We start from the raw sequence: 24,759 nt of genomic DNA on the forward strand, positions 1-24,759 counted from the left end.
AGAAAGTCGACGTGAAGAGCACTGGAAATGAGTGGTGCAGGTTCTTGAGCTTCATAACCTAAAGAATAAACGTGTAAATTTGAGCCGATCCGGGAACAAGAAGAAAAAGATAGAAGGTTTACTGCTTTGATTTTTTGGAATAGGAGAGCAGTAGCTGATAACGATAAGGAGGGAAATATAAATGGCAAACCAAACTTCAGAAAACCAGGAAACCATCAAGAAGATTAAGGACTTGATTAAAGATGAGAAAGTGGCAATGCTGACTACGTTAACTCCAGAAGGCAAGCTGATGTCCCGGCCGATGCGTACCCAGGAAGTAGAAATGGACATGGATAAGGAAGAAATCTGGTTCATTACCGAAAAAGATACCGAAAAATATAGAGATATCGAACGTAATTCTGCCGTTAACCTGGCATACGCAGGCAATTCCTATGTATCGATCAGCGGCTCTGCGGAATTTGTTCAAGATGAAGATAAAAAGAAAGACTATTGGAATAAGATACTAGGACGATTATTGAACACTTCTCCCGATGATCCGAATGTTGTACTGGTCAAAGTGACACCCGAAATCGCTGAATACTGGGAGTCCGGCGTGAACGTCAAGACCGTTAAAGAATTTGTGAAAAAAATGACCAGCAGTAAATCATTAGATGATAGCAATGATTTAAAAGATACGGTCCACTTTAATGAAAACACAAGATAACTTATAATCTGAGCAAAACGAAGGAAGCAGGAACCTATGCAGGTCCCTGCTTTTTTGATTTGTTAAAAAGGTAAATGAGTATTTTACCTCCCATTCATGATTCACTTATAGTATAATAGGTGGGAATGTATGTTCTTAGAAATGATGTTTTATCTTCTCAATTCAACCCCCGGACATCTCTTTCAAATACCCTTATCACCATACCCCCCCCTTTATTAATTTTTTATTGCACCTCAACAGTCATTCATCGAAAGGAGTACGAGGATGTGGCAAAAGTAGTCATCTTAGCGGAAAAACCCTCGCAGGCAAAAGCATATGCCGAAGCGTTTACGATACAGGAGAAGACAAAGACATACATCCAGCTTAAGGCAGACGATACGTTCCCAAATGGGGCGACGATTACGTGGGGAGTAGGACATCTTGTGGAATTGAAGGAACCCCACGATTATAAACCCGAGTGGAAGAAATGGAAGCTGGACCAATTGCCGATTGTTCCGGAACAGTTCCTGGAAAAAGTGGCGAAAGGCAAATGGGAGCAATTCCAATCGGTCAAGAAGCTGTTCCAACAGGCGGATATCATCGTCAATGCGGCGGACGTCGATCGGGAAGGATCGAATATTTTTTACAGTATCCTTAAGCTGACTGGAGTTAAAGGAAAGCCGATTCAACGCCTGTGGATCAACTCGCTTGAAAAGGATGAAGTGCGGAAAGGGTTCAGGCAGCTGCAAAGTAACGAGAAAGATTTACGTTTATTTGATGAAGCGAAAGCCCGTCAAATCAGTGACTGGATGGTGGGGATCAATGCAAGTCGGCTGTTCACCCTCCTGCTTCAAAAGAAAGGGTATGGAAGTTACCTTACCATCGGACGAGTACAGTCGCCGACAGTTTATTTGATTTATCAACGCCATAGGGAGATAGAGAACTTCAAGCCGGAACCGTTTTATCAGATCGAGGGACTGTTCAATGCCCAGGCAGGTACATATAAAGGACTGGCTGAGATAAAGGAAAAGGATAAAGCGAAGGTCAAGGCCGTGCTGGACAAGCATCAATTGCAGGAGAAGGAAACTTACAAAGGTATTGTCGAGCGGCTGGATAAAAAAACGAAGCGGATAAAGTCACCGAATCTCCACTCCCTTTCCACGTTGCAAAGTGTCGCGAATCGTCGTTGGAAATATTCTCCGTCGCAAGTACTCAAAACGATGCAGAAGCTCTATGAAAAGCGTCTTGTCAGCTATCCTAGAACGGATTGTAATTTCATCACCGACAGCGAGTTTTCCTATTTGGTTAAGAATTTAAAAGGGTACCAGCAAGCGTTGAATGTTTCTTTTACAGCATCGTCCTTGAAACCTAGCAAGCGGTATGTGGACAGCAGCAAGGTGCAGGAGCACTACGCGATCATTCCAACAAAGTCTGTTCCAACCGAAAAGAAGCTGAGTGGTTTAAGCCGTGAAGAGCGTAATATTTACAATGAAATTATGGCGACGACCCTTGCGATGTTCCATAAGGATTATGTTTATGAGGAGACGACGATTTTTACCCATGTGCATGACTTACCGTTCAAGTCTACCGGAAAAAGAGATGTCGACAGAGGGTGGAAGGAACTGTTTCCAAAGCCGGTGAAGTCGAAGCAGGAGAAAGAAGCTGATCTTCCAGGGGTTCAAAAAGGAGAGCAGGTAGACGCCCAACTTCATATTAAGGAAAGTATGACCCAGCCACCTAAGCCGTACACCGAAGGTCAGCTGATCAATATGATGAAGACATGTGGGAAATTGGTGGATGATGAAGCGGATGTCGAGATTTTGAAGGAAGTCGAAGGGCTCGGGACAGAAGCCACCCGCTCGAGCATTATTGAAACAATCAAAGCGCAGAAATATATAGAAGTGAAGCGGAACAACGTGGCTATCACCGAGAAAGGGATCATGCTCTGTGAGGCGATTGAAGGAACGCTCCTATCCAGTCCCTCGATGACAGCCAAATGGGAGTCCTATTTAAAGAAAATCGGAAGTGGCGATGGCTCGAAGCAAGTCTTCATCATGCAAACCCGCCAATTCATAGATAAATTGATTCAGGAAACGCCGGATGTCATCCAACAGGTAAACGTCAGGAATACTGGGGAGCCTGAGAAACGTAAGTGGAACGAACCGATTGCCCAATGTCCAGCCTGTGAGAATGGATCGATTGTCGACCGTTATAAATTCTACGCTTGCTCGGACTACAAAAAAGAATGTACAGTGACTTTCCCAAAGAAGCTGGCAGGGAAGACACTGACGCAGAATATGATAAAGACATTGTGCGAGAAGAAGCGTACCAAGGTTTTGAAAGGATTTAAAGGAAAGAAAAGATTCAGCACGGCACTAGTATTGGATGAAAACTATAAAATCACATTTGATTTCGCAAAGAAAACGTAAATTTTTACATTGACTCTTCATTAAAATTATTTCATACTATTCTAATAATATAGAAAATTAATAAGTAAAGATGTAAACAGATAAAAAAGCAGATTCATTGCCTGAAAGATTTTACAGCCTGCATGTGATAAACCGTATATGAAGGAAGTACTGGTGAGACAATGCTCTTCTGTCCCTTGTAGAAGGGGCAGAAGGGCGTTTTTTACACTTTAAGAAATTTGAATACTGTTAAAGGATAAGAAAATCCGAATGCTTTCGCCATAAACAGGCGACAAGCCAAGTTTTCTAACAAGAATTTGGGTGGTGAATGGAGAATGAACAAACAAAGGATCGTTGTCAAAATAGGTAGCAGCTCTTTAACAAATGCAAATGGGGGACTAAGTAGTGAAAAGCTGTGTGAGCACGTAGGTGCGCTGGCACATTTAAAGAAGCTTGGGCACGAAGTGATTTTGATATCATCCGGGGCAGTTGCGGCCGGCTTTAAGGACCTCGGTTATTCCTCACGTCCGGTAACGATTCCTGGTAAACAAGCAGCAGCAGCTGTGGGCCAAGGACAATTATTGCAAGGGTATACGGAAGAGTTTAAAAGACATGGTATTGTGGCGGCCCAATTACTGTTAACGAGACAAAACTTTCTGTACAAAGATCAATATCAAAATGCCCATGCCACCTTATCTGAACTTTTAAAGCGTAACGTCACACCGATTATCAATGAAAATGATTCTGTGGCTATTGAAGAATTAACCTTTGGCGATAACGATATGTTATCCGCGCTCGTTAGTGGACTTGTGCACGCTGATTTCTTAATGATACTCACGGATATCAATGGCATATATGATCAAAATCCAAACACGCACCCAAATGCAAAAAAGTATAACTTCCTTCAAGAGGTAGATGATGATTTAGTAAAAGGTGCTTCCGGAGCCGGTTCAAAAGTGGGCACAGGCGGGATGAAATCGAAAATAGAGGCAGCCCGCACAGCGTTAGCTTTAGGTGTGAAAGTATTTATTGGATCTGGAACAGGGCATGATAAACTGGTTGATATCCTGGCTGGGAAAGGCGATGGCACATATATCGGCAGCAGTTCACAGACCAGTATGAAGAATTCTAAACAGTGGCTGGCCCTACATTCTATACCTAATGGCAAAATAGAAGTGGACTATGGGGCTGAAGCGGCTATAGTAAGACATGGTAAAAGTCTCTTGCCTGCAGGTGTAACCAACATCATTGGTAACTTTAGAGCCAATGATGTAGTAGAGGTAGTTAACGTAAAGGGGCAGCTTATTGGAAGGGGCAGTGTGAACTTTTCTTCTAATCAACTGTTAGAAATTAAGGGATTATCCAGCACAGAGGCAATGAAAAAAGCCAATAGTAATCAAAAGGTTGTTATTCATAGGGACTATTGGGTAAGTCATCATAATAAAATATGATTAAAAAGTGAGGAGTTATGATTTTGAAGAAATCAAACAACAACCACTTGTCGGAAGAAGAAAAAAGAGCGATTTTACGAGCAGCCGATGAAATTATAGCAGCAGGAGGACGAACGCTTCTTGCTAAGATTTTGAAAGGATCACGTGAGAAAAAGGTATTGCAATTGGAATTGGATAAGTGTCCAGTATACGGCTATTTTAAATCAGAAAAACTGGAAGAGGTCCAGAATAAAATTGATTGGATGTTTGATTACGATTTTCTGGATATACAATACAGTGGAAATTTACCGATGATTGTTTTTACGGAAAGAGGTTGGCAGATTGAGCGTGACCAGCGGGCCGATGAATTTTTGCGGGAATGGCAGCAGTGGGCAGAGCAAGGGATTAGTCAACCAGACATGAGTTATTTAAAAGATCGTAATCGAGAAATGATTTTGTTATTTCTTGAAAAAGTGAAAGAGACACAAGACAAAAGGTACATACCATACTTGAAAACTTGGGCTGAAATTGATTACAAAAAGGTGAAAGCTAAAATTCAGGAGATTATCAAAGCACTAGCATCAAATGAACCAATTGATCATCAACTGAAATTAAAAAGAGAAGAATCAATGAAAGAAATGTTGAAGGGAGAGGCCCCCCAGGATCTCCTATTAAAATGTTATGAATGTGGGGAACGCTTCCTCTTTACTGTAGGGGAACAGAAATTTTATAAACAAAAAGGCTTTGTATACCCAAAAAGATGTAACGAGTGTCGAAACCAAAGAGATGAAGAAGAATTCTTATGGTAATTCTGAGAGAAGAAGTACCATTAAAATTCGGTGCCTGTCCCCAAGCGTGATAATGCTTTAATAAAGGGGGCAGGCGCCTTTTTTGTATTTAGTCCTTTGATAATATGAAATGATTAAAAACGCTTAAAATACCGTTCATCATACCCCAATCGTTCAGATGCCTCTTTTCCAGCTTCCATCACTTTTTTGGCGATATCCGGTATTTTTTTTTCTTTCATCCGCTGGATCGGTCCAACAACGGTAATTGCACTGACCACTTTTCCCTGATAGTCCCGTATCGGGGCAGCAACAGACTTCGTTCCTTCTGTTAATTCCTCTGTACTTACCGCGTATCCTTTTTCACGTATCGATGTCAGTTCCTCTTGAAGGAGGTCAGGGTCCGTGATGCTGTTCTCTGTATAGGGAACTAACCCCTGGTTGATGACAGCTTCTACCACATGATCTTCGCTAAAAGCGAGTAATACTTTTCCTGAACTTGTACAGTAGGATGGGTTTCTCCTTCCGAGGTGTGTAAGAATGCGGACAGGATGATTGCATTCCTCTTTATGGATATAAATCGTATCCAGTCCGTCCATGATCGCTAAGTGTGCCGTTTCCCCGGTATCACTGACCAGTTTATATAGAACAGGAGCGGATTCTTTATGGATTTCCAGATTGTTGGTCACGATACCTCCGAGCGTGAGGACGGACATACCTAATCTATAGGCATTGGTTTTTGGATCTTTAATGACAAACCCTTCACTGGCAAGTGTGGACAGTAATCGGCTGACGGTGCTTTTTGCCAGGCCTAAGGATTCTGCCAGTTCGCTCACTTTTTTCGTAGGCTCATAGGTGGAAAAGCTTTTTAAAATAAGTAATGCATTTTTTACAGAAGACAGTGTTTGCGGCTGCTTCTTTTTTGGCATGTTTTTCACCTCTATTAAATCGAGTTCTTTATAAGGGAACGCTTCTGTGAAGTGGTTGATAGTTAATTATAAGCTAATTATATAGAATAATAGTCACTTTCTAAATAGTAATCGTAGAAAATTTTGATTATTTTCAATTTTGTTGCGTATAGAGGAACAGTAATCTTTTTAAAATTCTGTATGGTTTCTATAATGAACCTGTGCTCAACAAAAAGGATTTTTTGAAAGATTATTGTTATCCATTTATCGGAACCTGTGTTTAGGTTTCCGTAAAATTAAGGAGGCTTTCTATATGCAAACGACAAAAACAAAAGCGATTGATTGTACCCATTTCATTGATGGTGCTTATGTGCAGTCAAACAATGGGAAAGCGTTTGAGAATGTTAATCCGGCAACAGAAGAAGTGCTGGGTACTGTGGCAGAAGGTGGGAAAGAAGAAGTCGATAAGGCAGTATGTGCTGCCAGAAAGGCGCTTAAAGGTGAATGGGGCAATATGCCTCTAAAAAAACGATCAAATATCATCCGTAAAATCGGTGATTTGATTTTGGAGAGAAAAGAAGAACTCGCCGAGCTTGAATCTTTGGATACGGGTAAACCACTATGGCTTTCTAATAAAGTTGATATTGATCGGGCAGCCAATAATTTCTATTTCTTTGCTGACTATATGACTACTGTTGGCACGGAGGCTTACCAGCAAGATGATATCGCCATTCATTATGCCGTGCGCCGCCCTGTCGGTGTTGTGGGGCTCATTAATCCTTGGAATTTGCCACTCTTCCTCATGACCTGGAAATTGGCTCCGGCTCTAGCAGCAGGCAATACCGCTGTCATGAAACCATCTGAAGTGACTCCAATGACAGCAACTGTTCTGGCTGAGATTTGTAAGGAAGCTGGTGTGCCGGATGGCGTGGTCAATATGGTTCATGGTTTTGGTGAAACAGGTGCTGCTCTGTCTTCTCATGAAGATGTGGATGCCATCGCCTTTACTGGTGAAACGGTAACTGGTACTGCCATTATGAAGGCTGCCGCACCGACATTGAAGAAACTATCCTTTGAACTTGGCGGTAAGAACCCGAATATTATTTTCGCCGATGCCGACCTGGATGATGTCATTGAAACTACGATTAAATCCAGCTTCATTAATCAGGGGGAAGTTTGCTTATGCGGTTCAAGAATCTATGTAGAACGTTCTGCTTACGATGAGTTCCTGGAAAGGTTTGCAGAGAAGACGAAAGAACTTAAGGTTGGCGATCCTTTCGATCCGAATACAAACGTCGGAGCATTGGTCAGTGAAGAACACTATAACAAAGTGGTCAGCTACCTTGATATTGCCAAAGAAGAAGGCGGAACATTCCTGACCGGCGGTAAGCCTGCGGAAGGCTTTGATAAAGGATTCTTCGTGGAACCGACGATTATTACAGGGCTGGGAAGTGATGCCAGATGTGTACGCGAAGAAATCTTCGGACCGGTGGTAACCGTTGTTCCGTTTGATACCGAAGAAGAGGTACTCGAACAAGTGAATGATACGCATTATGGTTTAAGTGCAAGCCTTTGGACGAGTGACATCAAACGTGCTACCCGCTTCAGCGGACAAATCGAAGCTGGTATGGTTTGGGTGAACACATGGTTCCTGAGAGACTTACGTACACCATTCGGAGGAATGAAGCGTAGTGGTATTGGCCGCGAAGGTGGCGCTCACAGTTTTGATTTCTACTCTGAATTAACTAATATCACGTTAAAAATGTAGGAGGATGACAGTGAAAACAGATAACGTAACGAAAAAGGAAACTCATGCGAAGCACTTGTTAGATGCGTGGAGTAAAGGGGAAGGGGTCCAGCCGATTACGGAGCTGGATCCTGAGATCTCCCTTGATGAAGCTTACCAGGTGCAATTACAAACGGTAGACCAAAAAGTAAAACAAGGGCAGCGGATAACAGGGAAGAAAATCGGCCTGACATCCAAGGCCATGCAAGAATCGTTAGGTGTCAACGAACCGGACTATGGCCATTTATTAGACGAAATGGAATGTCCGAACCGAGGTGAGATTTCCTCCAAGCAAGTGTTACAGCCAAGAGTAGAAGGGGAAATCGCCTTTATCTTAAAAGAAGATTTAGTGGGCCCCCATGTAACGTCATTAGATGTATTAAAGGCAACGGATGTTATTGTTCCGGCACTTGAAATCGTAGACAGCCGTATTAAAGATTGGAACATCACGTTAGCGGATACCGTAGCTGATAATGCCTCTTCCGGAATGTATATCCTCGGAGGAAAACCGAAAAAAGTGGAAGACGTAAACCTGAAACAAATGGGAATGGCGCTCTATAAAAATGATGAATTACTGAACACAGGTGTTGGTGCCGCGGCCTTAGGAGATCCGGTAAAATGTGTGGCCTGGCTCGCCAACAAACTGGCTGATTATGATATTACATTAAAAGCAGGGGAAATTATTTTATCAGGAGCATTATCTGCAGCCATGCCTGCTGAACCTGGTGATCATTATTACGCAAAATTTGCCGAGTTGGGAGAAGTGCATGTTTCATTCACGGAGTAAAGGAGGGGTATAATTATGGATAATAATCAAATCAAAGAGCTTGCTGATTATGTACATCGTGCAGAAAAAGAAAAGCGTGAAATAACAAAAATTACGGCCGATTTATATCCGGAACTTTCTATTGATGAAGGGTACATCATTCAAGAAGAACTGATCCGCCAAAAAATTGCTGAAGGCCATCAGATCATTGGTCCAAAGATGGGAATAACCAGTGAGGCTAAGATGAAGCAGATGGATGTAGATGATCCGATCTATGGATATGTATTCGACAATATGGTCGTCGAGGATGGAGATTCCATTTCCATCTCTGATTATATTCATCCCAAAGTCGAACCGGAAATCGGCTTTATTTTAGCAAGGGACCTGGAAGGACCAAACGTGACCGCATTGGATGTGCTGCGAGCGACAGAATATGTATTCCCGGCAATAGAGATTATCGACAGCCGATATGAGAACTTCAACTTTACACTGCCGGATGTTATTGCCGATAATACCTCTGCAGCTGGTGCTGTATTTGGAACCTATTTTAGAAAACCTGATGAATTAGACCTTGATGTAGTCGGTGTGACGTTATCGATAAATGGAGAGATTCAATCATTGGGAGCAGGAGCCGCTGTGCTTGGAAACCCAGCCAATTCAGTAGCCAGACTCGCCAATATGTTAAGTAAAAAGGGAGAAAAAGTAAAAGCGGGACAGCCGATTTTAACCGGGGGTGTCACCGCAGCGGTTCGACTATCTCCTGGTGACTTTGTCCAAGCCGAATACGGCGGGTTAGGTAACGTCTCATTTTTCGTGAAAGAATAATTGGAACTCTTTAAAGGTGGTGATGGATGTGCCGATTATCAATGTACAAATGATGGAGGGAAGAGATCCCGAACAAATTGAAACATTGATGAAGAACCTGACTGACACTGTCAGTGAGTCACTGGGTGCTCCCAAAGAAAATGTACGCGTTCTTGTCAACGAAGTGCCAAAAACGCATTGGTCCATCGGTGGTACAAGTGCCAAAGCATTAGGAAAATAAGAAAAGCACAGAGGCGATTCTCTGACTTCCAACCTACTTTAAGTGTTTGGAAGCTGCAGAATCGTCTCTGTGCTTTATTAGGCCTCTGTATATTTGTGGTTGATGATGGAGTAAATGATTTTTTTAGCCAGACTCTCGATGCGGGAATTATTGCGAAATTGAACGTACACATGATTAGGTATATTATAAATTTCATCGATTTCCCGGACTTCCACTTCCTCTTCATATCTCCTATCAACTCCCAATTTAGGGATAATACCTATCCCAATTTCATTGGCCACAGCATTCAGGAGCATTTCGTTATTATCGACATCCATGCGGGTAATATTCTGGGCGCCATTAAGTTGTTTATCAATTAAATTCCATAGGGTGGAATTTCTTCTATAACTGATGATTGTTTCTCCGCTTAAATCTTTTACACCCAGAGATTGTTTTTGACATAACGCATGCTCTTTAGGCATGACAACCACCAAATTATTTTCAAATAAGTATTCGGAAGTAATGTCTTGATTATTTGATAGTGCATTTCTAGTAAAGATTAAATCAACTTCTCCTGATAAAGCCCGCTCATTTAAGCTGACAGAATCATATCCTTCTATCACTTGAACATCGATATCTCCAATCGATTTAATTGTTTTTAAAAGTTCTACAATAAATGAATGCGAGTATCCGGGAGAGAAGCCAACTTTGATGATAGGATCTTTAACCATGTTGGGAATCTCTTTGGAATGATTGATATATAATAGAATGTTTTTTGCGTATTCGATGAACAGATTTCCTTCTTCTGTCAAGTATATTTCGTGTCCAATTCTTTTAAAAAGCTGGCATTGTAAGATTTCTTCTAAAGCCTTTATTCGTGAGGTAACGGTCGGTTGGGTCACATCAAGAACTTCAGCAGCTTTTGAATAGCTTTTATATTTCACAATGGTAAGAAACGTATTCAATTGGCATTCATTCATCTGGTTTCCTCCTAAATCTAAAGGGTCTGAATGTTAACGGAAACAACTTATCTGAGTCTTCATATAAAGGAATATTAACTGTTTCACTGAGACTATAAAAAAAGGGTGGTAAATCGGAAAGCGCTTTCAAATATGGCTAAACCATTAGAGTTGAAAGTAATCACCTTGGTTACAAGGCAGAAAATGGAGGATTCATTATTCTGGAATCTACTAGTTAATGGGGAAGGTCCCCTCAGAAAATAAGCATACGATGATTATATTTTTAATGAAGATAACTTGTCAACTGTGATTACAGATAATTCTGTATTTTAAAAACTATTGTATAAATTATTTTTTGATATTAGTCGCAAACCAAAGAAATATTCGATTGGTATCTAAAAATTCTGACTTTTATAATAAAAAGTAAGCAATTTAAACAACATGAATTTAGTGATAACCAGCTAAGGAGGAAATGAGAAAAATTGTGTAAGTGTTTACAAGGTGTAAGTGAAAAAAGGAAGCCTTAATTTGGAAGACAAGGTCAACAACTTTCGAAGAAATGCAAGCGCTAACAAAAACGGGAGTTAAATACTACACCTGCGATCTACACTATGCTTTGGAAATCTAAAAATGAGGTGAATAAAATGGAAGAATTAATCCGGGATAATCGGGAGAAAAATGAATTTCTTGTTCATCGAAGTGTTTTTACCGATAAAGAAATGCTGGCAAGAGAACGTGCGGAAATTTTCAATAAATGCTGGTTGTTTATTGGCCATGAAACGGAAGTTCCTGAAAAAGGGGATTACAAAAGGAAAAAAGTAGGTGGACGTAACTTACTGCTTGTCCATAGTCAGGACGGTGAAATTAGAGCCCTGTATAATACATGCCCACATCGCGGTGCACTTGTCGCCAGAGAAAGTGAAGGTAATTCAAGGGTGTTTCGTTGTTTCTATCATGCCTGGAGCTTTAAAAATGATGGCCAATTGAATGGTATGCCGGGTAAAGATGGGTTCCCTGATGATTTTAACTGCGATGGCGAGAAAGACATGAAAGCGGTTAATCGATTAGAAAGCTATCGTGGGTTTATATTTGTGAACTTTGATGATCAGGCTATTTCCCTGGATGACTACTTAGGGGATGCCAAGGAATATATTGACCTGGCAGCAGATCAATCCGAAGCAGGATTGGAAGTTCTCGGAGGAGTACAGGAATACAGTGTCCGGGCAAATTGGAAGCTGCTAGCTGAAAATAGCGTCGACCTCTATCACGGCATGCCTACCCATAAGACTTATTTCGATATTAAACAAGCCCAGGATCCCGGTTTAAAACGCGTGAAGCTGGAAGGAAGGGGCAAAGACCTGGGTAACGGTCACGCTGTTATGGAATATGTGGCACCGTGGGGAAGACCGGTTGCTCAGTGGACACCTATTTGGAGCGAAGATTTAAAACAAGATATGGAGAGAATGAAAGAAAAATTAGTGGAAAGGTTCGGAGAAGAACGTGCCGATAGAATCGCGAACTACAACCGGAACATTATCATATTCCCTAATTTGGTTATCAACGACATTATGGCGATTACAGCAAGAACGTTCTACCCGTCGAGTCCAGGATATATGGAAGTTTCCGGCTATTCCTTAGCTCCTGTAGGAGAAGATGAAGAGCATCGAATGGCCAGAAATAATAACTTCCTTGAATTTTTGGGACCGGGCGGATTTGCTACTCCGGACGACAACGAAGCATTGGAACTATGTCAGGAAGCCTATAACAATAACGAGGAAGTTCAATGGAATGATATCTCCAAAGGCATGGTCAGAGGAGAAGAAAATGCCATGGCAACCGATGAACTCCAAATGAGGAGTTTCTGGAGGCAGTATAAGGTCAGAATCGAGGAATCCATGAAGAAGGAGGTTGCACAGCCATGACAGTAGTAGCGCTAACACGCCAAAATGTGGTTGATTTCCTTTATAAAGAAGCCAAATTACTCGATGAATGGAAGCTTAAAGAATGGGCGGCATTATTTACGGATGATGGCACCTATAAAGTTCCACCAATAGGCAAACCTGAAGCCAGCCCAACGGAATCGCTATTTTATGTGCATGATAATCGTTCACGACTGCAAGAGCGGGCAGAACGCCTGTTGAAGAAAGAAGCCCATGTGGAATATCCGCACTCCACCACACTTCGAAATTACCATAACATTCTGGTTAGTGGTGTCGAGTCTGATGTGATTACAGTGGAGTGCAACTTTACAACACACCGGACCAAAAGAGAAGTGTTAGATACGTTTGTTGGTAAACACAAATATGAAATTGTTCAGCAAAATGGAGAACTTGCTATCAAAAGTAAAAAAGTGATCTTACATCTCGATAGTTTAAGGCCGCACGGAAAAATCAGTTTAATTCTCTAATAGTTTCCTAAGGAGAGGTGGTGAATGGTATGAGTAATCAGCAAGAAGTATACGACATTACCATTGTAGGCGGTGGTCCAGTGGGTATGTTTACTGCTTTCTACGCAGGTATGCGCCAGGCGAGCGTCAAAGTTATTGAGAGTTTACCTCAACTAGGCGGTCAACTAGCTGCGTTATACCCGGATAAATACGTCTATGATGTCGCTGGATTTCCTAAGGTAAAAGCGAAGGATCTAGTCAAACAGTTAAAAGTACAAATGGACCAATTTGAGAATGAGGTTTGCCTTGGTGAAGAAGTCACAGAGGTCTCAAAAGAAGATGATATTTTTACAATCAAGACAAATACTCAGACTCATTATTCAAGGACGATTATTGTAACGGCCGGGAATGGTGCCTTTAAACCGCGCAATATGAATTTAGAAAGAGAAGAACACTATACAGGGAAGAACCTTCATTACAGTATTGAGGATATTAATGATTTTAAAGATAAAGATGTAGTGGTGTGCGGCGGAGGAGATTCTGCGGTAGATTGGGCGCTCATGTTAGAGAATATCGCTACCTCCGTGAACATTGTCCATCGAAGAGACAGATTCAGAGCTCATGAACATAGCGTCAATTTATTAAAAAATTCGTCTGTTAATATTCTAACTCCGTATAGTCCCTGTGAATTATTGGGAGAGGAAAAAATAGAATGTGTAAAACTGAAAAAAGCCAAAACGGAAGAATTTATGGAATTAAAGGCAGATGAATACCTGGTCAATTATGGATTTATATCCAATCTGGGTCCTATTAATGATTGGGGCCTTGAGATAGAAAAGAATTCTATTCTAGTAAACTCAAGAGCTGAAACTAATATTCCTGGAATTTATGCAGCAGGAGATATTTCAACCTATCCAGGCAAAGTCAAATTGATGGCGACCGGTTTTGGAGAGGCTCCGATTGCTGTGAGTAACGCAAAAGTTTATATCAATCCAGACGAATCCTTACACGCTGCTCATAGTACATCGATCATGAGCAGGAAGGATAAGAAGAAGAAAGAAAAAGTAGTCACTTAATACAAAAAGGGCTGTTTTTATAAAAGAGGAGGAACATAATATGTCAAAAGTAAAAGAAGATATCATCAGTAAGGAATCAGCACAGGAGAGGCTGGAAGCTTATTTACGGACTGTTGCCCATATCGGCCATGTGGAAATCAGTGTAACCCATTTTGAACAATCGCTATGGTTTTTTACCGAAGTCATGGGCCTTGTATTGACTGAGACGGACGGTGATCGTGCTTACCTAAGGGCTTGGCAGGACTTTGACCACCACACGCTCGTACTGAAGGCTTCAAATACTTCAGAAGTAAACCGTATGGGCTGGCGAGTTAGCACAAAAGAGTCCCTGGAGCTATTCGAAAAGCAATTGCAGGTAATGAATATTGACTATAACTGGGTAGATGGCGGACAAAAGAAAGCGTTGGGAGACACGCTCCAGTTTAAATCCCCTGCTGGAATACCAGTTGAATTATATTGGGAAAAAGAATTGTTTGTAACGGATGATCCTGCTTTGAAATCAAACTTGCCAAGTCATCCAAGTAAGTATATGGCTAAAGGTGTCTCGCCTCGTCGTTTCGATCATGTCAATCTGATGGTTAATGATGTTGCAAAAGAACAACAATGGTGGACGGACTTGCTCGGTATTCACCATCGTTATTATATTCAAAACCAGGAAGATGTCCGTTTAGGGTCATGGTTGAGCCGAACGAATATCGCACATGAAATTGCATTGATGAGAAACTCCAATCAAGATGGGGCAGCTTTCCACCATTTAGCCTATTACCTGGATTCCCCGGATGAACTTCTGCGTGCTTCCAATATAATGGCTGAGAATGGCATTAAGATTGAATGGGGTCCTGGTAAGCATGGTACTAGTGGTGCGCAATTCATCTATGTGTTTGAACCTTCTGGCCACCGCGTGGAAATCTGGACTGGCGGCATCCTTATGTTCTCCCCTGATTGGGAGCCGATCAAATGGTCTTCTGATGTTGGTCAGCTAGGTCTGGAGATGTGGGGAAGCACACCGCCGGAATCTTATCTGACTTATGGAACGAAAATAGGAGAGTAATAGAAATGAGAGACTAGCTTGCTAGTCTCTCTATTCCGAAACTATGAAGGTTGGGAGAGTTCAGTTGTGAAACCAGACCTAAACATTGATTTTCATACACATATCATTTCCGAGGAATTTCTGAATTTGGCCGAAAAATATGGCGATGACCGCTGGCCTGTGTTAGAGAAAACGTGTGATTGCGGTGCCAATATCATGATTAAGGGTAATAAATTCAGGGAGATAACGGACCAGACCTGGGATGCAGAAAAGCGGCTGAGTGACATGGACAAAGAAGGTATTGATATTCAAGTTTTGTCCCCGATTCCAGTTACCTTCAGTTATTGGGCAGGTCCTGAGCAAGGCTTGGAAATGGCAAGGTTCCAGAATGATTTCATTGCATCCGTTACACGTGAACATCCGAATAGGTTCATAGGGTTAGCTACAGTCCCCCTGCAAGATGTTGATTCAGCTATAAAAGAAATGGACCGAGCGGTCAATGAGTTGGGGCTGAAAGGTATTGAAATAGGAAGTAACGTGAATGGAAAGAACCTGGATGATGACTCATTAGAGCGATTCTTCAAAGCGGCAAATGATCAGGAAGTACCATTGTTTATCCACCCTTGGGCAACATTAGGAAAAGAACGGATGCCACGGCATAACTTCATGTATATGGTGGGGATGCCTTCCGAAACCGCCTTGGCAGCAGGGAGTATCATTATGAGCGGGATGCTGGATAGGTATCCAAACTTAAAGTTATGTTTTGCCCATGGCGGTGGTTCTTTACCTTATTTATTACCAAGAATGGATAAAGGCTGGAATGTGTGGCCGCAGATCAGAAAGACGGAAAAGCCGCCAAGTCACTATGCGAAATTACTATATTATGATTCCCTGGTTTACGATGAAGATAATTTGCAATTTATGATTGAGAAATTTGGAGTCGATCAAATCATAGCAGGTTCTGATTACCCTTTCTTATTACGTGAAGCACCATCGGGAGAAGTTGTTGATCGATTGTCGACATTAAGTGACGCAGAAAAAGGAAAAATTCTCGGGCTTAATGCTTTAGATTTTTTAAATCTGAATAAAGAAGAATATACGAAGGCAGTCAAAGAGGAATTTAGTACGAAGTGAAAATAGATGATTAAGACAGATTTGAAATGCTGCATCAAAACAGAGAGAAAAGGAGAGGATCATCTTGGCTTTTGTAATAACGTCTCCGTGCCGTCATGAAAAGGCAGCAGAGTGTGTGGACGTCTGCCCGGTCGATTGTATTGAAAAAGGAGAGGATCAATATTTTATTGACCCGAATACTTGTATAGATTGTGGCGCTTGTGTTGCAGCTTGCCCGGTCGATGCAATCGTTGATGAGCATGAGTTATCACCCGACCAGGAAGAAATGCTGGAAAAGGCGGAAAGCTTTTTTGCGTAGGGAGAGTGTGATTGGCCTTTTGCTTTTAGTTTTTTGCGATATTCGCATGGTAACTCATTTTAAATAAAGTGTATAAAAAAGCTGTCATCAACTTAGGATGACAGCTTTTTTTAATGTCAGGAAATTATAAAATCTTCTTTTCGTGGATAACTTTACGTGGTGGGTCTCCTCCAGCTCCAGCGCCTACCCCCTCGAGGTCTTAAGTAAATCCTCTCTGTGATTAGAAAAACTTGGCTTATCGCCAATGGTTTATGGCGAAAGACTTAGTTTAACTTATACTTTAATCCTTCATAAAATGAATCAGTCTAAAAGTACAAAAAACGTCACGCCGAGGCTTTTCTTAAGCTTGTCGGGGGTGAGCAAGGCGCTTGCGCTTTTGTTCTAATGGTATTATTCCAAACCTTCTTTAATAGTCTTTATGTTTGATTCCATCATAGAAATATACGTATCGCCATTTTCACCGGGTTTGGCCAGAGAATCTGTAAACACTGTACCCCTGATCGGGACATTGGTTTCAGCAGCGACTGCCTCCATACTCCGCGGATCAATGCTGGTTTCTAAAAATAGACCGGTGATTTCTTTGTCGTTGATGATATCTACAATTCTTGTAATTTGATCGGGAGTTCCTTGGTTTTCCTGGTTGATCTCCCATATATATTCAGCCTGAAATCCATACGCGTCACTGAAATATTTGAATGCTCCCTCGCTTGTCACAAGTACACGTTCTTCTTCAGGAATTTGGTTGAATTCTTCTACAGCACTGTCGTGGAGTTCTTTCAGTTTCGTAATATACTGTTCGGCATTTTCTTTATAGACTTCTTCGTTTTCAGGATCTACTTTAATGAGGCCATCTCTTGCATTTTCCGCATATTTAATCCCGTTACGAATGTCCAGCCATGCATGAGGATCTTCCTCACCCTGATTACCTTTCGATGTTAAGTACATCGGATCGACCCCTTTACTCATAAGGAAAACAGGAGCATGATCTCCATTTTTTCCGGTTGTTTCCATCAGGTTGTCAAACCATGAGTTTCCTGCTTCGAGGTTTAAGCCATTATAGAAAACAGCATCTGCATCCGTTGTTTTCTTAACATCCTCAGGAAGTGGGTCATATTCATGAGGGTTAGATCCAATCGGTGCAAGGCTGTGAATCTCCACTAAGTCCCCGCCTACATTTTTTACAATGTCGTATACGATCGAGTAGGTCGTAACCACTTGAATCTTTCCATTATTATCCTCGGAATTCCCGGTGGCTTCCTCGCCACCGCAGGCAACCAACATCATAAGCGTTAAAATTGAGGCTGTTAAAAGTAAAATCCTTTTCTTGAACATTTATTTTTCTCCTGTTTTCTTTTATTTCACACTAAATAAGTGAGGCTCGCTTCTTTTTGACTCTTAACATCTTCCATAACAATCCATGCTTTGGAGAGAATAGGAAAACGAGAACGAAGATGGCGGTTGCTGAAATGACAATTGTTGCTCCTGATGCCAGATTGTATGTGAAACTGAAGTACAGACCAGCAATAGAGGAGATGACTCCGATTCCAGACGCAAGAAAAATCATCATCCATAAACGATCCGTTAAGAGATAGGCAGCCGCTGCTGGCGTGATTAACATCGCTACCACCAGAACAATACCTACAGTTTGGAGAGAAGCAACTGTGACCATAGTCAGCAATGTCATAAGAAAGTAATGAATCAACCGGACTGGCAGGCCATAGGCCGCTCCCATTGTTTCATCGAACGATGTAATCAGTAGTTCTTTATAAAAGAGATATACAGCTGCTAGCACGACAACCCCGATGGCAAGGGTGATCCACATATCTGATGAGCGTACAGCAAGCACGTTCCCAAACAGAATATGGTATAAATCCGTACTACTCTTTAGCAAGGTTATGATGATTATTCCGGCTGCAAAGGCTGCTGTGAACATAATGCCGATTGAAGTATCATGTTTAATTCGACTGTTTTGACTGACAAATCCGATTGCGATGGCTGTAACCACACCACTGAAAACAGCCCCGAAGAAGAAATTGATGCCAAGCATATACGAAATTGCAACGCCTGGTAACACCGCATGAGAGATGGCATCGCCCATAAGCGCCATACCTCTGAGAATAATAAAACAGCCAATAACACCACAGATAACTCCTACCATAATCGAAGTTAATAACGCTTTTTGTAAAAATCCGTATTGCATAATCGCTTCAATAAAAGCCATCCCTTACACTCCCATCTCTTTCATAAAAGCAAACTGGCCTTTATATGCTTTTTCAATGATATCGGCTTGAATTACTTCGTTAACTTCGCCGAAGCTGATCAACTCTTTGTTTAACAGGATGAGTTGGTTGAAATAATCGTTTGCCTTACTAAGGTCATGGTGCACGACAATGACCGTCTTTCCTTGCAGGCAAAGCTCTTTCAATATGGTTACAATCGTTTCTTCACTGGAAGCATCCACCCCGACAAAAGGTTCATCAAGGTAGAATAATTCGGCTTTTTGGGCTAAGGCGCGGGCAAGAAAGACACGCTGCTGCTGGCCGCCGGACAGCTCACCGATTTGTCTCTTGCTGAATTCTTCCATGCCGACCCGCTGAAGACACTCCAACGCCCATTCTTTTTCTTTTTTCTTAGGGCGCCTGAATAGTTGAAGGTTCGGGTAAGTGCCCAGAAGTACCGCATCGAGTACGGTAATCGGGAAATCCCAATCAATATCATTGCGTTGTGGCACATAGGCAATCTTTTTCCTTACTTCTTTTACGGTTTTCCCAAATACTTTGATATCACCTTTATCCTTTGGGATCAGGTTCAGCATCGCTTTTAAAAGCGTTGATTTCCCAGCACCGTTAGGGCCGATAATCCCAACCAGATTTCCTGGTTGTACGGATATGCTAACTCCTTTTATTGCTTCATTTCCATAATAGGAAACATGCAAATCTTTGATAGAAATAGCCTCTTTCTCCATGGCTCCTCCTCCTTTTAGTGATTCATGTACTTTAATAAATCACCTGTAGAATTTTAGCGTTCAACCATAAAAGTTTAAATTAGGAATATAATTTTCCTTAGTGCAACTTTTTGGGTAAAAAAATATTTCTTTTAGTATATAGGCGTTCTAAATAAAGGTGACTGATTTTTCCTTACACTTAAAAAGTTTCCTTAACGCAAAATATATACCTTTAATCACAATATGTCAACAGTAGGAGTAGGAAAAAATAAAAGGCATGAAATCGTACATAGAAACGATAACCTGCCTATCCGGTGACTGCACCGGAAACGAACCCTACTATAAGATTTTTTTCATACGAAAATTGGTAGTATAAATTGTCCTAATAATAATTTAACGATGCTCATCTAGAACAGCTTATTGTTAACGCTTACATGTTTTGCTTGACATTCTCTATCTCGCCAATTACTCTGAAAGTAATTAAAAATTTAAGATAGGCGGATGACCGTTGTGGGAGAGGCAGAAAAATGCTGCCGCCGAAGGAGCAAATTCCAAAAGATCCCTTGGAACCAATCTCTCAGGTACACAGAACCATAGCGGGACGCACCTCTGGAGAGCGCGTATAATTACGAGTACGCCACCAAAGGGGAAGACTTCACATGAATAGTGAGGTTAAACTCTCAGGTTAAAGGACAGAGAAGGGTAGTAGCACTGCCTTTTTCTGTCCTTTTTTGTATGCAGTAAAACAATTAAAAAAACATGGAACGGAGGAAGAATATTGTCTGCAAATAGTGATAGAGCAAGATTGTTAATTACTTGTCCTGAAAAACCGGGTATTATTTCAGCGGTGACAAGTGTACTGACGGATCATCACGCTAATATCGTAAAGTTTGATCAACACACCACGGACCCACAAGATGGCGTTTTCTTCATGCGGATTGAATTTGAATTGGATGATTATGAAGGTTCTTATGAAAAACTAACTGAGGACATACATGTAATAACGGAAGAGTATCCGATGGATTGGCATTTAAGCAGTAAGAAAAAACGAAAAAGAATGGCAATTTTCGTTTCAAAAATGGACCATTGCCTTATGGAGCTTATCTGGCGTTGGCGCTCAAACGAACTCCCGGTAGATATCCCGATGGTCATTAGTAATCATGCCGATTTAAAAGATGAAGTCGAATCCCATGGCATCCCTTACCACCATATCCCGATAACAAAAGAAACAAAAGGACAGGCGGAACAACAAGCTTTGGAATTACTGGAAGGGAAAGTGGATTTTATTGTCCTGGCAAGATATATGCAGATTCTATCTCCTAATTTTGTTTCCCAATTTCCTGACCAGATCATTAACATCCATCATTCCTTTTTACCGGCATTTGTGGGAGCCAATCCTTATGCAAGAGCATTTAACCGAGGGGTCAAATTAATTGGAGCGACTGCTCACTTTGTAACCAATGATCTTGATGAAGGACCGATAATTCATCAAGATGTAAAGCAAGTGGATCACCGCTATACGGTTGAGGACTTAAAAACTTCCGGGCGTCATGTAGAAAGAAGTGTTCTTGCCCAAGCTGTATCTTGGCAACTAGAAGATAGAATCACCGTCCATGGCAATAAAACAATCGTATTTACCTAAATAATAAGTGCCTGACCCTACGATACGCTATAAGTAGGGTCAGGCACTATTTTTTCCTATTAAAGCTGTTAGGCTTATGTCTTACGTCTCTGTCTTTATTTTACCCATTCATCAATCAATTCCTGATTTTCCTCCACCCATTTTTCAGCCCCATCAATAGGCTCTTCGGCACTTTCTACATATTCAATCAGTTCGCCGATTTGCTGATCATCCATCTTCCAATTTTTAAACCATTCGCTTATTTCTGGGTAATCTTTTTCAAACCCTTGTCTGGTAGCATGGTGAATTTTTTCTGTATCACCGAATGTGTTTTGTGGATCTTCGAGGAATTTCAGGTCGTACTTGGAGAATACCCAGTGCGGGCTCCAAAGTGGTGCCACGATAGGCTCCTCATTTTTTACTGCTTCTCCAATTTCAGCTATCATGGCAGATTCCGAACTTGGCAGCAGTTGAAGTTCAAGGTCATAGTCCTCAATTGCCTGTTCAACAATTTCCATTGTACCAGCGCCAGGATCAAAACCAACAATTTGGTTATCGAACAATTCTTTATGGTCATTTAAGTCTTCTATGCTATCCACTTCTTCTAAATATTCCGGAACAACAAGTCCTACTTTTGCATTGTCATACCAGGTAGCATCTGAGAAATTAACCGTGTCCTGATATTTCTCTAAGTAATTAGCATCCTGAACTGGAAGCCATATTTCTAGGCTGGCATCCAGATCACCACTATCTAACGCACTCATCGTAGCACCCATGTTCAAATTGTTTAATTTAACGTCATATCCTTTTTCTTCTAAAATCACTTTCCACATATTTGTTATGGCAATATTTTCAGCCCAGCTAATTTGACCAATGATTATTTCTTGATCACTTTCTTTTGATTCTGTCTCTGATTGGTCACTGCCTGATCCTCCACTAGTGTTTCCGCATGCTGTCAGTACAACAACCATTGTAATGGCGAAAATAAAGCTAAGACTTTTTTTCCAGTTGCTCATGTTGAAAAACTCCCTTTTTATTTTATATATTAATCCTTAATACATTCAAAAAGTTAAATGTATTAAGAATTTATTTAACGTAAATGCGTGAAGAAGCCAACTCTTTCAATAAAAAGAGTGGTACAACCAGGTAGTCGACGCTGTCTTTTCATAGACTACCTGATAATCGCTTCTCTGCTTAATCTTGTTGATCTTTCGGTAAGAATTCGAATATCTCACCACTTCTTATACTTTCTACTAAGTCTTCCAGCCAATGATAGTAGGTTTTAGATTCTTCTAATTGATCATAGTATCCCTTTGCTTGCGCAACAATTTCTGGTGTGCTGCTGGAATCTTTTATAACATCGATGAAATCTTCCTGCGCTTCTTCAATTGCATCCAAATTCATTTTTGCTTCGCGTTCCCACATCTGGCAATAGAAAGCCATAAACGAACGGAAGAAATTTTTTTCCGCTGCATACGTATGTTTCCTGGAACCCCGTGTAAATGTTTTTTTCACCATTTTTATTTCCTGGAGCCTGCGGACACTGGTGCTCATGCTTGGTTTACTCATTCCCAGTTCCTCACGCATTTCATCAAGCGTCATCTGATCTTCAAAGTACATCGTTGCATATAAATTGGCTGCGGCTGGTGTTACCCCGTATAAATCCATTGTCTCAGCAATGGCGCCAATAACTTTATCTTTGGCTTCTTCTATTTTGATTCTTGATTTTTCCGTGGATTCACTCATAAGGTCGCTCCTTCAGTTTAAAGTAAACCAAATTAAAAAATAATTAAATATTTTGTACAAACTTTATGTTAACGTCTTCAGATGAAATGTCAAATAGGAATTTTAATTTATTTTCAAGCAAATACCCGCTACATCACTCATCATAACCATTCCGGTTCCTGTTAATTCTTTTCGGAGTTTTTGTTTTGAAAGTATTTTTGACAACCTTTAAAAGGCGTGTTAGTGTTTTAAACGTTAAATAAATTCTTAATAAACTTAATTACTTCGAAAATGGAGTTGATAGATTTGGATTTAAAACTACAACAATACATTAATGGTAAATGGGTTAATGCGAACTCAGAGAATACGCGTAATATTATCAATCCATTTAACCAGGAAATCATAGCTGTTGTTCCGGAAGGCGACGAATCCGATACGAAAGCAGCCATTGCTGCAGCAAGAGAAGCATTTGATAACGGAGAATGGGCTTCTACCCCAGCGACTGAGCGGGGAGCTGTCGTAAGGAAAATTGCTGAACTGATTGAAAGAGATAAAGAGGAACTGGCTCATTTAGAATCATTGGATACTGGAAAAACAATGGAAGAAAGTCGCGGAGATATGGATGATATCGCCGGAGTGTTTCGTTATTATGGAGAACTTGCAGATAAAAATGGCGGGGAACTGATCGATTCTCCGGTGCCCGACTCTATCAGTAAAGTGGTTCATGAACCGGTTGGTGTTTGCGGGCAAATTACACCGTGGAATTACCCGTTACTTCAAGCGTCCTGGAAACTGGCTCCAGCCCTTGCGACTGGAAATACATTAATCATGAAGCCAAGTGAAATCACACCACTTACTACAATAAAAGTATTTGAACTGATGGAAGAGGCTGGACTACCTGCGGGTGTTGCCAACCTGGTTCTAGGTGCAGGTGATACCGTCGGTGCAGAGCTGTCCCGTAACACGGATGTAGACCTTATTTCTTTTACAGGTGGCATTGTTACCGGGAAAAAAATCATGCAAGCGGCAAGTGTGAATGTGAAGAAGCTCGCACTGGAGCTTGGCGGGAAAAACCCGAACATCATCTTTGCTGATGCTGATTTTGAGACAGCAGTCGACCAGGCATTAAATGGCGTATTCTTTCACGCTGGGCAAATCTGTTCTGCTGGTACAAGATTGATTGTAGAAGAGAGCATGCACGATGATTTCGTTAACGCCCTTGTGGAACGGGTGAAAAACTTCAAGCTGGGAAGCGGGTTTGATGAGGAAACTCAAATGGGGCCGCTTATTTCAGCGGAACACCTTGCGAAAGTCGAAAAGTATGTGGAAGCAGGTGTTGAAGAAGGGGCTACATTAGCAGTTGGTGGTAATCGCCCGGACGACCCTGAATTGGAAAAAGGATTTTTCTATTTACCTACGATTTTCACCGACTGCACAACAGCCATGAGCATTGTACAAGAGGAAGCTTTTGGTCCAGTTATCACGGTTGAGAAATTCAAAAAAGAAGAAGAAGCCGTAAAGCTTGCCAATGACTCGATCTACGGACTTGCTGGAGGCGTTTGGACAAACGATATTGCAAAAGCGGAACGATGTGCCGCGAAGATGCGTATGGGTACGGTCTGGATTAATGAATTCAACCTTTACTTCCCACACGCACCATGGGGCGGTTATAAGCAGTCTGGTATTGGTCGCGAACTAGGCAGACTGGGCATAGAGGAATATACAGAAACAAAACATATCTTCCAAAACCTGAAACCTGAACCGATGAACTGGTTCTAAGCTGACAATCTATTAAAA

General features: G+C 41.3%; 23 protein-coding genes and 1 riboswitch. Of the genes, 16 read left to right on the plus strand and 7 right to left on the minus strand.

The window, feature by feature from the left end; translation table 11 throughout:
• The first annotated feature begins 181 nt into the window (after window positions 1–181).
• From FHS45_RS15625 to FHS45_RS15640, 4 genes are all read left to right on the plus strand, one after another.
• Window positions 182–703: a pyridoxamine 5'-phosphate oxidase family protein gene (locus tag FHS45_RS15625; protein WP_062440351.1), complete on the plus strand. Its 522-nt coding sequence runs from the start codon at window positions 182–184 to the stop codon at window positions 701–703.
• 266 nt (window positions 704–969) lie between these two features.
• Complete coding sequence (locus tag FHS45_RS15630) at window positions 970–3,111, plus strand: type IA DNA topoisomerase (RefSeq protein WP_062440346.1); 2,142 nt, start codon at window positions 970–972, stop codon at window positions 3,109–3,111.
• Between the two features lie 314 nt (window positions 3,112–3,425).
• A complete protein-coding gene (proB, locus tag FHS45_RS15635; protein WP_062440342.1) occupies window positions 3,426–4,541 on the plus strand; it encodes a glutamate 5-kinase in 1,116 nt (371 codons plus the stop codon).
• 23 nt (window positions 4,542–4,564) lie between these two features.
• Window positions 4,565–5,329 (plus strand): RQC-minor-1 family DNA-binding protein, encoded by a 765-nt coding sequence (locus FHS45_RS15640; protein ID WP_258953958.1) that lies wholly within the window; start codon window positions 4,565–4,567, stop codon window positions 5,327–5,329.
• A gap of 113 nt (window positions 5,330–5,442) precedes the next feature.
• Here FHS45_RS15640 and FHS45_RS15645 read toward each other — a convergent pair whose 3' ends face one another.
• Window positions 5,443–6,234 (minus strand): IclR family transcriptional regulator, encoded by a 792-nt coding sequence (locus FHS45_RS15645; protein ID WP_062440336.1) that lies wholly within the window; start codon window positions 6,232–6,234, stop codon window positions 5,443–5,445.
• Window positions 6,235–6,526: 292 nt separating this feature from the next.
• Here FHS45_RS15645 and FHS45_RS15650 point away from each other — a divergent pair, with 292 nt between their 5' ends.
• Genes FHS45_RS15650 through FHS45_RS15665 form a run of 4 tightly spaced genes read left to right on the plus strand, consistent with a single transcriptional unit; the run spans window position 6,527 to window position 9,810 of the window.
• Window positions 6,527–7,981, plus strand: coding sequence for an aldehyde dehydrogenase (locus tag FHS45_RS15650; RefSeq protein ID WP_166761430.1), 1,455 nt, complete (start codon window positions 6,527–6,529; stop codon window positions 7,979–7,981).
• Window positions 7,982–7,991: 10 nt separating this feature from the next.
• The gene (locus tag FHS45_RS15655) at window positions 7,992–8,786 is read left to right on the plus strand and encodes a 2-keto-4-pentenoate hydratase (RefSeq protein WP_371872051.1); all 795 of its coding nucleotides are present in this window, start codon (window positions 7,992–7,994) and stop codon (window positions 8,784–8,786) included.
• A 15-nt stretch (window positions 8,787–8,801) separates the two neighbouring features.
• Window positions 8,802–9,590, plus strand: coding sequence for a 2-keto-4-pentenoate hydratase (locus FHS45_RS15660; protein WP_062440326.1), 789 nt, complete (start codon window positions 8,802–8,804; stop codon window positions 9,588–9,590).
• A gap of 28 nt (window positions 9,591–9,618) precedes the next feature.
• Window positions 9,619–9,810 carry a 4-oxalocrotonate tautomerase gene (locus FHS45_RS15665; protein ID WP_062440323.1) on the plus strand — a complete coding sequence of 64 codons (192 nt, stop codon included), beginning with the start codon at window positions 9,619–9,621 and terminating at the stop codon, window positions 9,808–9,810.
• Window positions 9,811–9,887: 77 nt separating this feature from the next.
• On the opposite strand, the gene FHS45_RS15670 is transcribed toward FHS45_RS15665, so the two are convergent.
• A complete protein-coding gene (locus tag FHS45_RS15670; protein ID WP_062440320.1) occupies window positions 9,888–10,769 on the minus strand; it encodes a LysR family transcriptional regulator in 882 nt (293 codons plus the stop codon).
• A gap of 623 nt (window positions 10,770–11,392) precedes the next feature.
• Here FHS45_RS15670 and FHS45_RS15675 point away from each other — a divergent pair.
• The 6 genes from FHS45_RS15675 to FHS45_RS15700 all read left to right on the plus strand — a co-directional run bounded on the left by FHS45_RS15675 (window position 11,393) and on the right by FHS45_RS15700 (window position 16,672).
• Window positions 11,393–12,670 carry an aromatic ring-hydroxylating oxygenase subunit alpha gene (locus tag FHS45_RS15675; RefSeq protein ID WP_082411921.1) on the plus strand — a complete coding sequence of 426 codons (1,278 nt, stop codon included), beginning with the start codon at window positions 11,393–11,395 and terminating at the stop codon, window positions 12,668–12,670.
• A complete protein-coding gene (locus FHS45_RS15680) occupies window positions 12,667–13,155 on the plus strand; it encodes an aromatic-ring-hydroxylating dioxygenase subunit beta (protein WP_062440298.1) in 489 nt (162 codons plus the stop codon). Before FHS45_RS15675 ends, FHS45_RS15680 begins: the two co-directional genes overlap by 4 nt.
• A 29-nt stretch (window positions 13,156–13,184) precedes the next feature.
• Window positions 13,185–14,210, plus strand: a complete 1,026-nt coding sequence (locus FHS45_RS15685) for an NAD(P)/FAD-dependent oxidoreductase (RefSeq protein ID WP_062440295.1) — start codon at window positions 13,185–13,187, stop codon at window positions 14,208–14,210.
• 40 nt (window positions 14,211–14,250) lie between these two features.
• The gene (locus FHS45_RS15690) at window positions 14,251–15,261 is read left to right on the plus strand and encodes a VOC family protein (RefSeq protein ID WP_062440293.1); all 1,011 of its coding nucleotides are present in this window, start codon (window positions 14,251–14,253) and stop codon (window positions 15,259–15,261) included.
• A 66-nt stretch (window positions 15,262–15,327) separates the two neighbouring features.
• Complete coding sequence (locus tag FHS45_RS15695) at window positions 15,328–16,374, plus strand: amidohydrolase family protein (protein WP_062440290.1); 1,047 nt, start codon at window positions 15,328–15,330, stop codon at window positions 16,372–16,374.
• 64 nt (window positions 16,375–16,438) lie between these two features.
• Window positions 16,439–16,672 (plus strand): indolepyruvate ferredoxin oxidoreductase subunit alpha, encoded by a 234-nt coding sequence (locus FHS45_RS15700; protein WP_062440287.1) that lies wholly within the window; start codon window positions 16,439–16,441, stop codon window positions 16,670–16,672.
• A 390-nt stretch (window positions 16,673–17,062) separates the two neighbouring features.
• On the opposite strand, the gene FHS45_RS15705 is transcribed toward FHS45_RS15700, so the two are convergent.
• The 3 genes from FHS45_RS15705 to FHS45_RS15715 are packed head-to-tail and all read right to left on the minus strand — an operon-like array spanning window position 17,063 to window position 19,637.
• Window positions 17,063–18,004, minus strand: a complete 942-nt coding sequence (locus FHS45_RS15705; protein ID WP_062440283.1) for a metal ABC transporter solute-binding protein, Zn/Mn family — start codon at window positions 18,002–18,004, stop codon at window positions 17,063–17,065.
• A 31-nt stretch (window positions 18,005–18,035) separates the two neighbouring features.
• On the minus strand, window positions 18,036–18,893 hold the full coding sequence (locus FHS45_RS15710) for a metal ABC transporter permease (protein WP_062440280.1): 858 nt from the start codon (window positions 18,891–18,893) through the stop codon (window positions 18,036–18,038).
• A gap of 3 nt (window positions 18,894–18,896) precedes the next feature.
• Complete coding sequence (locus FHS45_RS15715) at window positions 18,897–19,637, minus strand: metal ABC transporter ATP-binding protein (RefSeq protein ID WP_062440277.1); 741 nt, start codon at window positions 19,635–19,637, stop codon at window positions 18,897–18,899.
• Between the two features lie 480 nt (window positions 19,638–20,117).
• Window positions 20,118–20,220: riboswitch (glycine riboswitch) on the plus strand.
• 174 nt (window positions 20,221–20,394) lie between these two features.
• Between FHS45_RS15715 and purU the strand changes: the two genes are divergently transcribed.
• Window positions 20,395–21,258 (plus strand): formyltetrahydrofolate deformylase, encoded by an 864-nt coding sequence (gene purU, locus FHS45_RS15720; RefSeq protein WP_208416494.1) that lies wholly within the window; start codon window positions 20,395–20,397, stop codon window positions 21,256–21,258.
• A 95-nt stretch (window positions 21,259–21,353) separates the two neighbouring features.
• On the opposite strand, the gene FHS45_RS15725 is transcribed toward purU, so the two are convergent.
• The gene (locus FHS45_RS15725; RefSeq protein ID WP_062440270.1) at window positions 21,354–22,253 is read right to left on the minus strand and encodes a glycine betaine ABC transporter substrate-binding protein; all 900 of its coding nucleotides are present in this window, start codon (window positions 22,251–22,253) and stop codon (window positions 21,354–21,356) included.
• Window positions 22,254–22,431: 178 nt separating this feature from the next.
• Window positions 22,432–22,983: a choline uptake/conversion transcriptional regulator CudC gene (gene cudC, locus FHS45_RS15730; RefSeq protein WP_062440267.1), complete on the minus strand. Its 552-nt coding sequence runs from the start codon at window positions 22,981–22,983 to the stop codon at window positions 22,432–22,434.
• 270 nt (window positions 22,984–23,253) lie between these two features.
• Here cudC and betB point away from each other — a divergent pair, with 270 nt between their 5' ends.
• Window positions 23,254–24,741: a betaine-aldehyde dehydrogenase gene (gene betB, locus FHS45_RS15735; RefSeq protein WP_229717923.1), complete on the plus strand. Its 1,488-nt coding sequence runs from the start codon at window positions 23,254–23,256 to the stop codon at window positions 24,739–24,741.
• Window positions 24,742–24,759: the final 18 nt, after the last annotated feature.

The sequence above is a fragment of the Thalassobacillus devorans genome, assembly GCF_011761345.1.
Lineage (GTDB): Bacteria > Bacillota > Bacilli > Bacillales > Halobacillaceae > Thalassobacillus > Thalassobacillus devorans.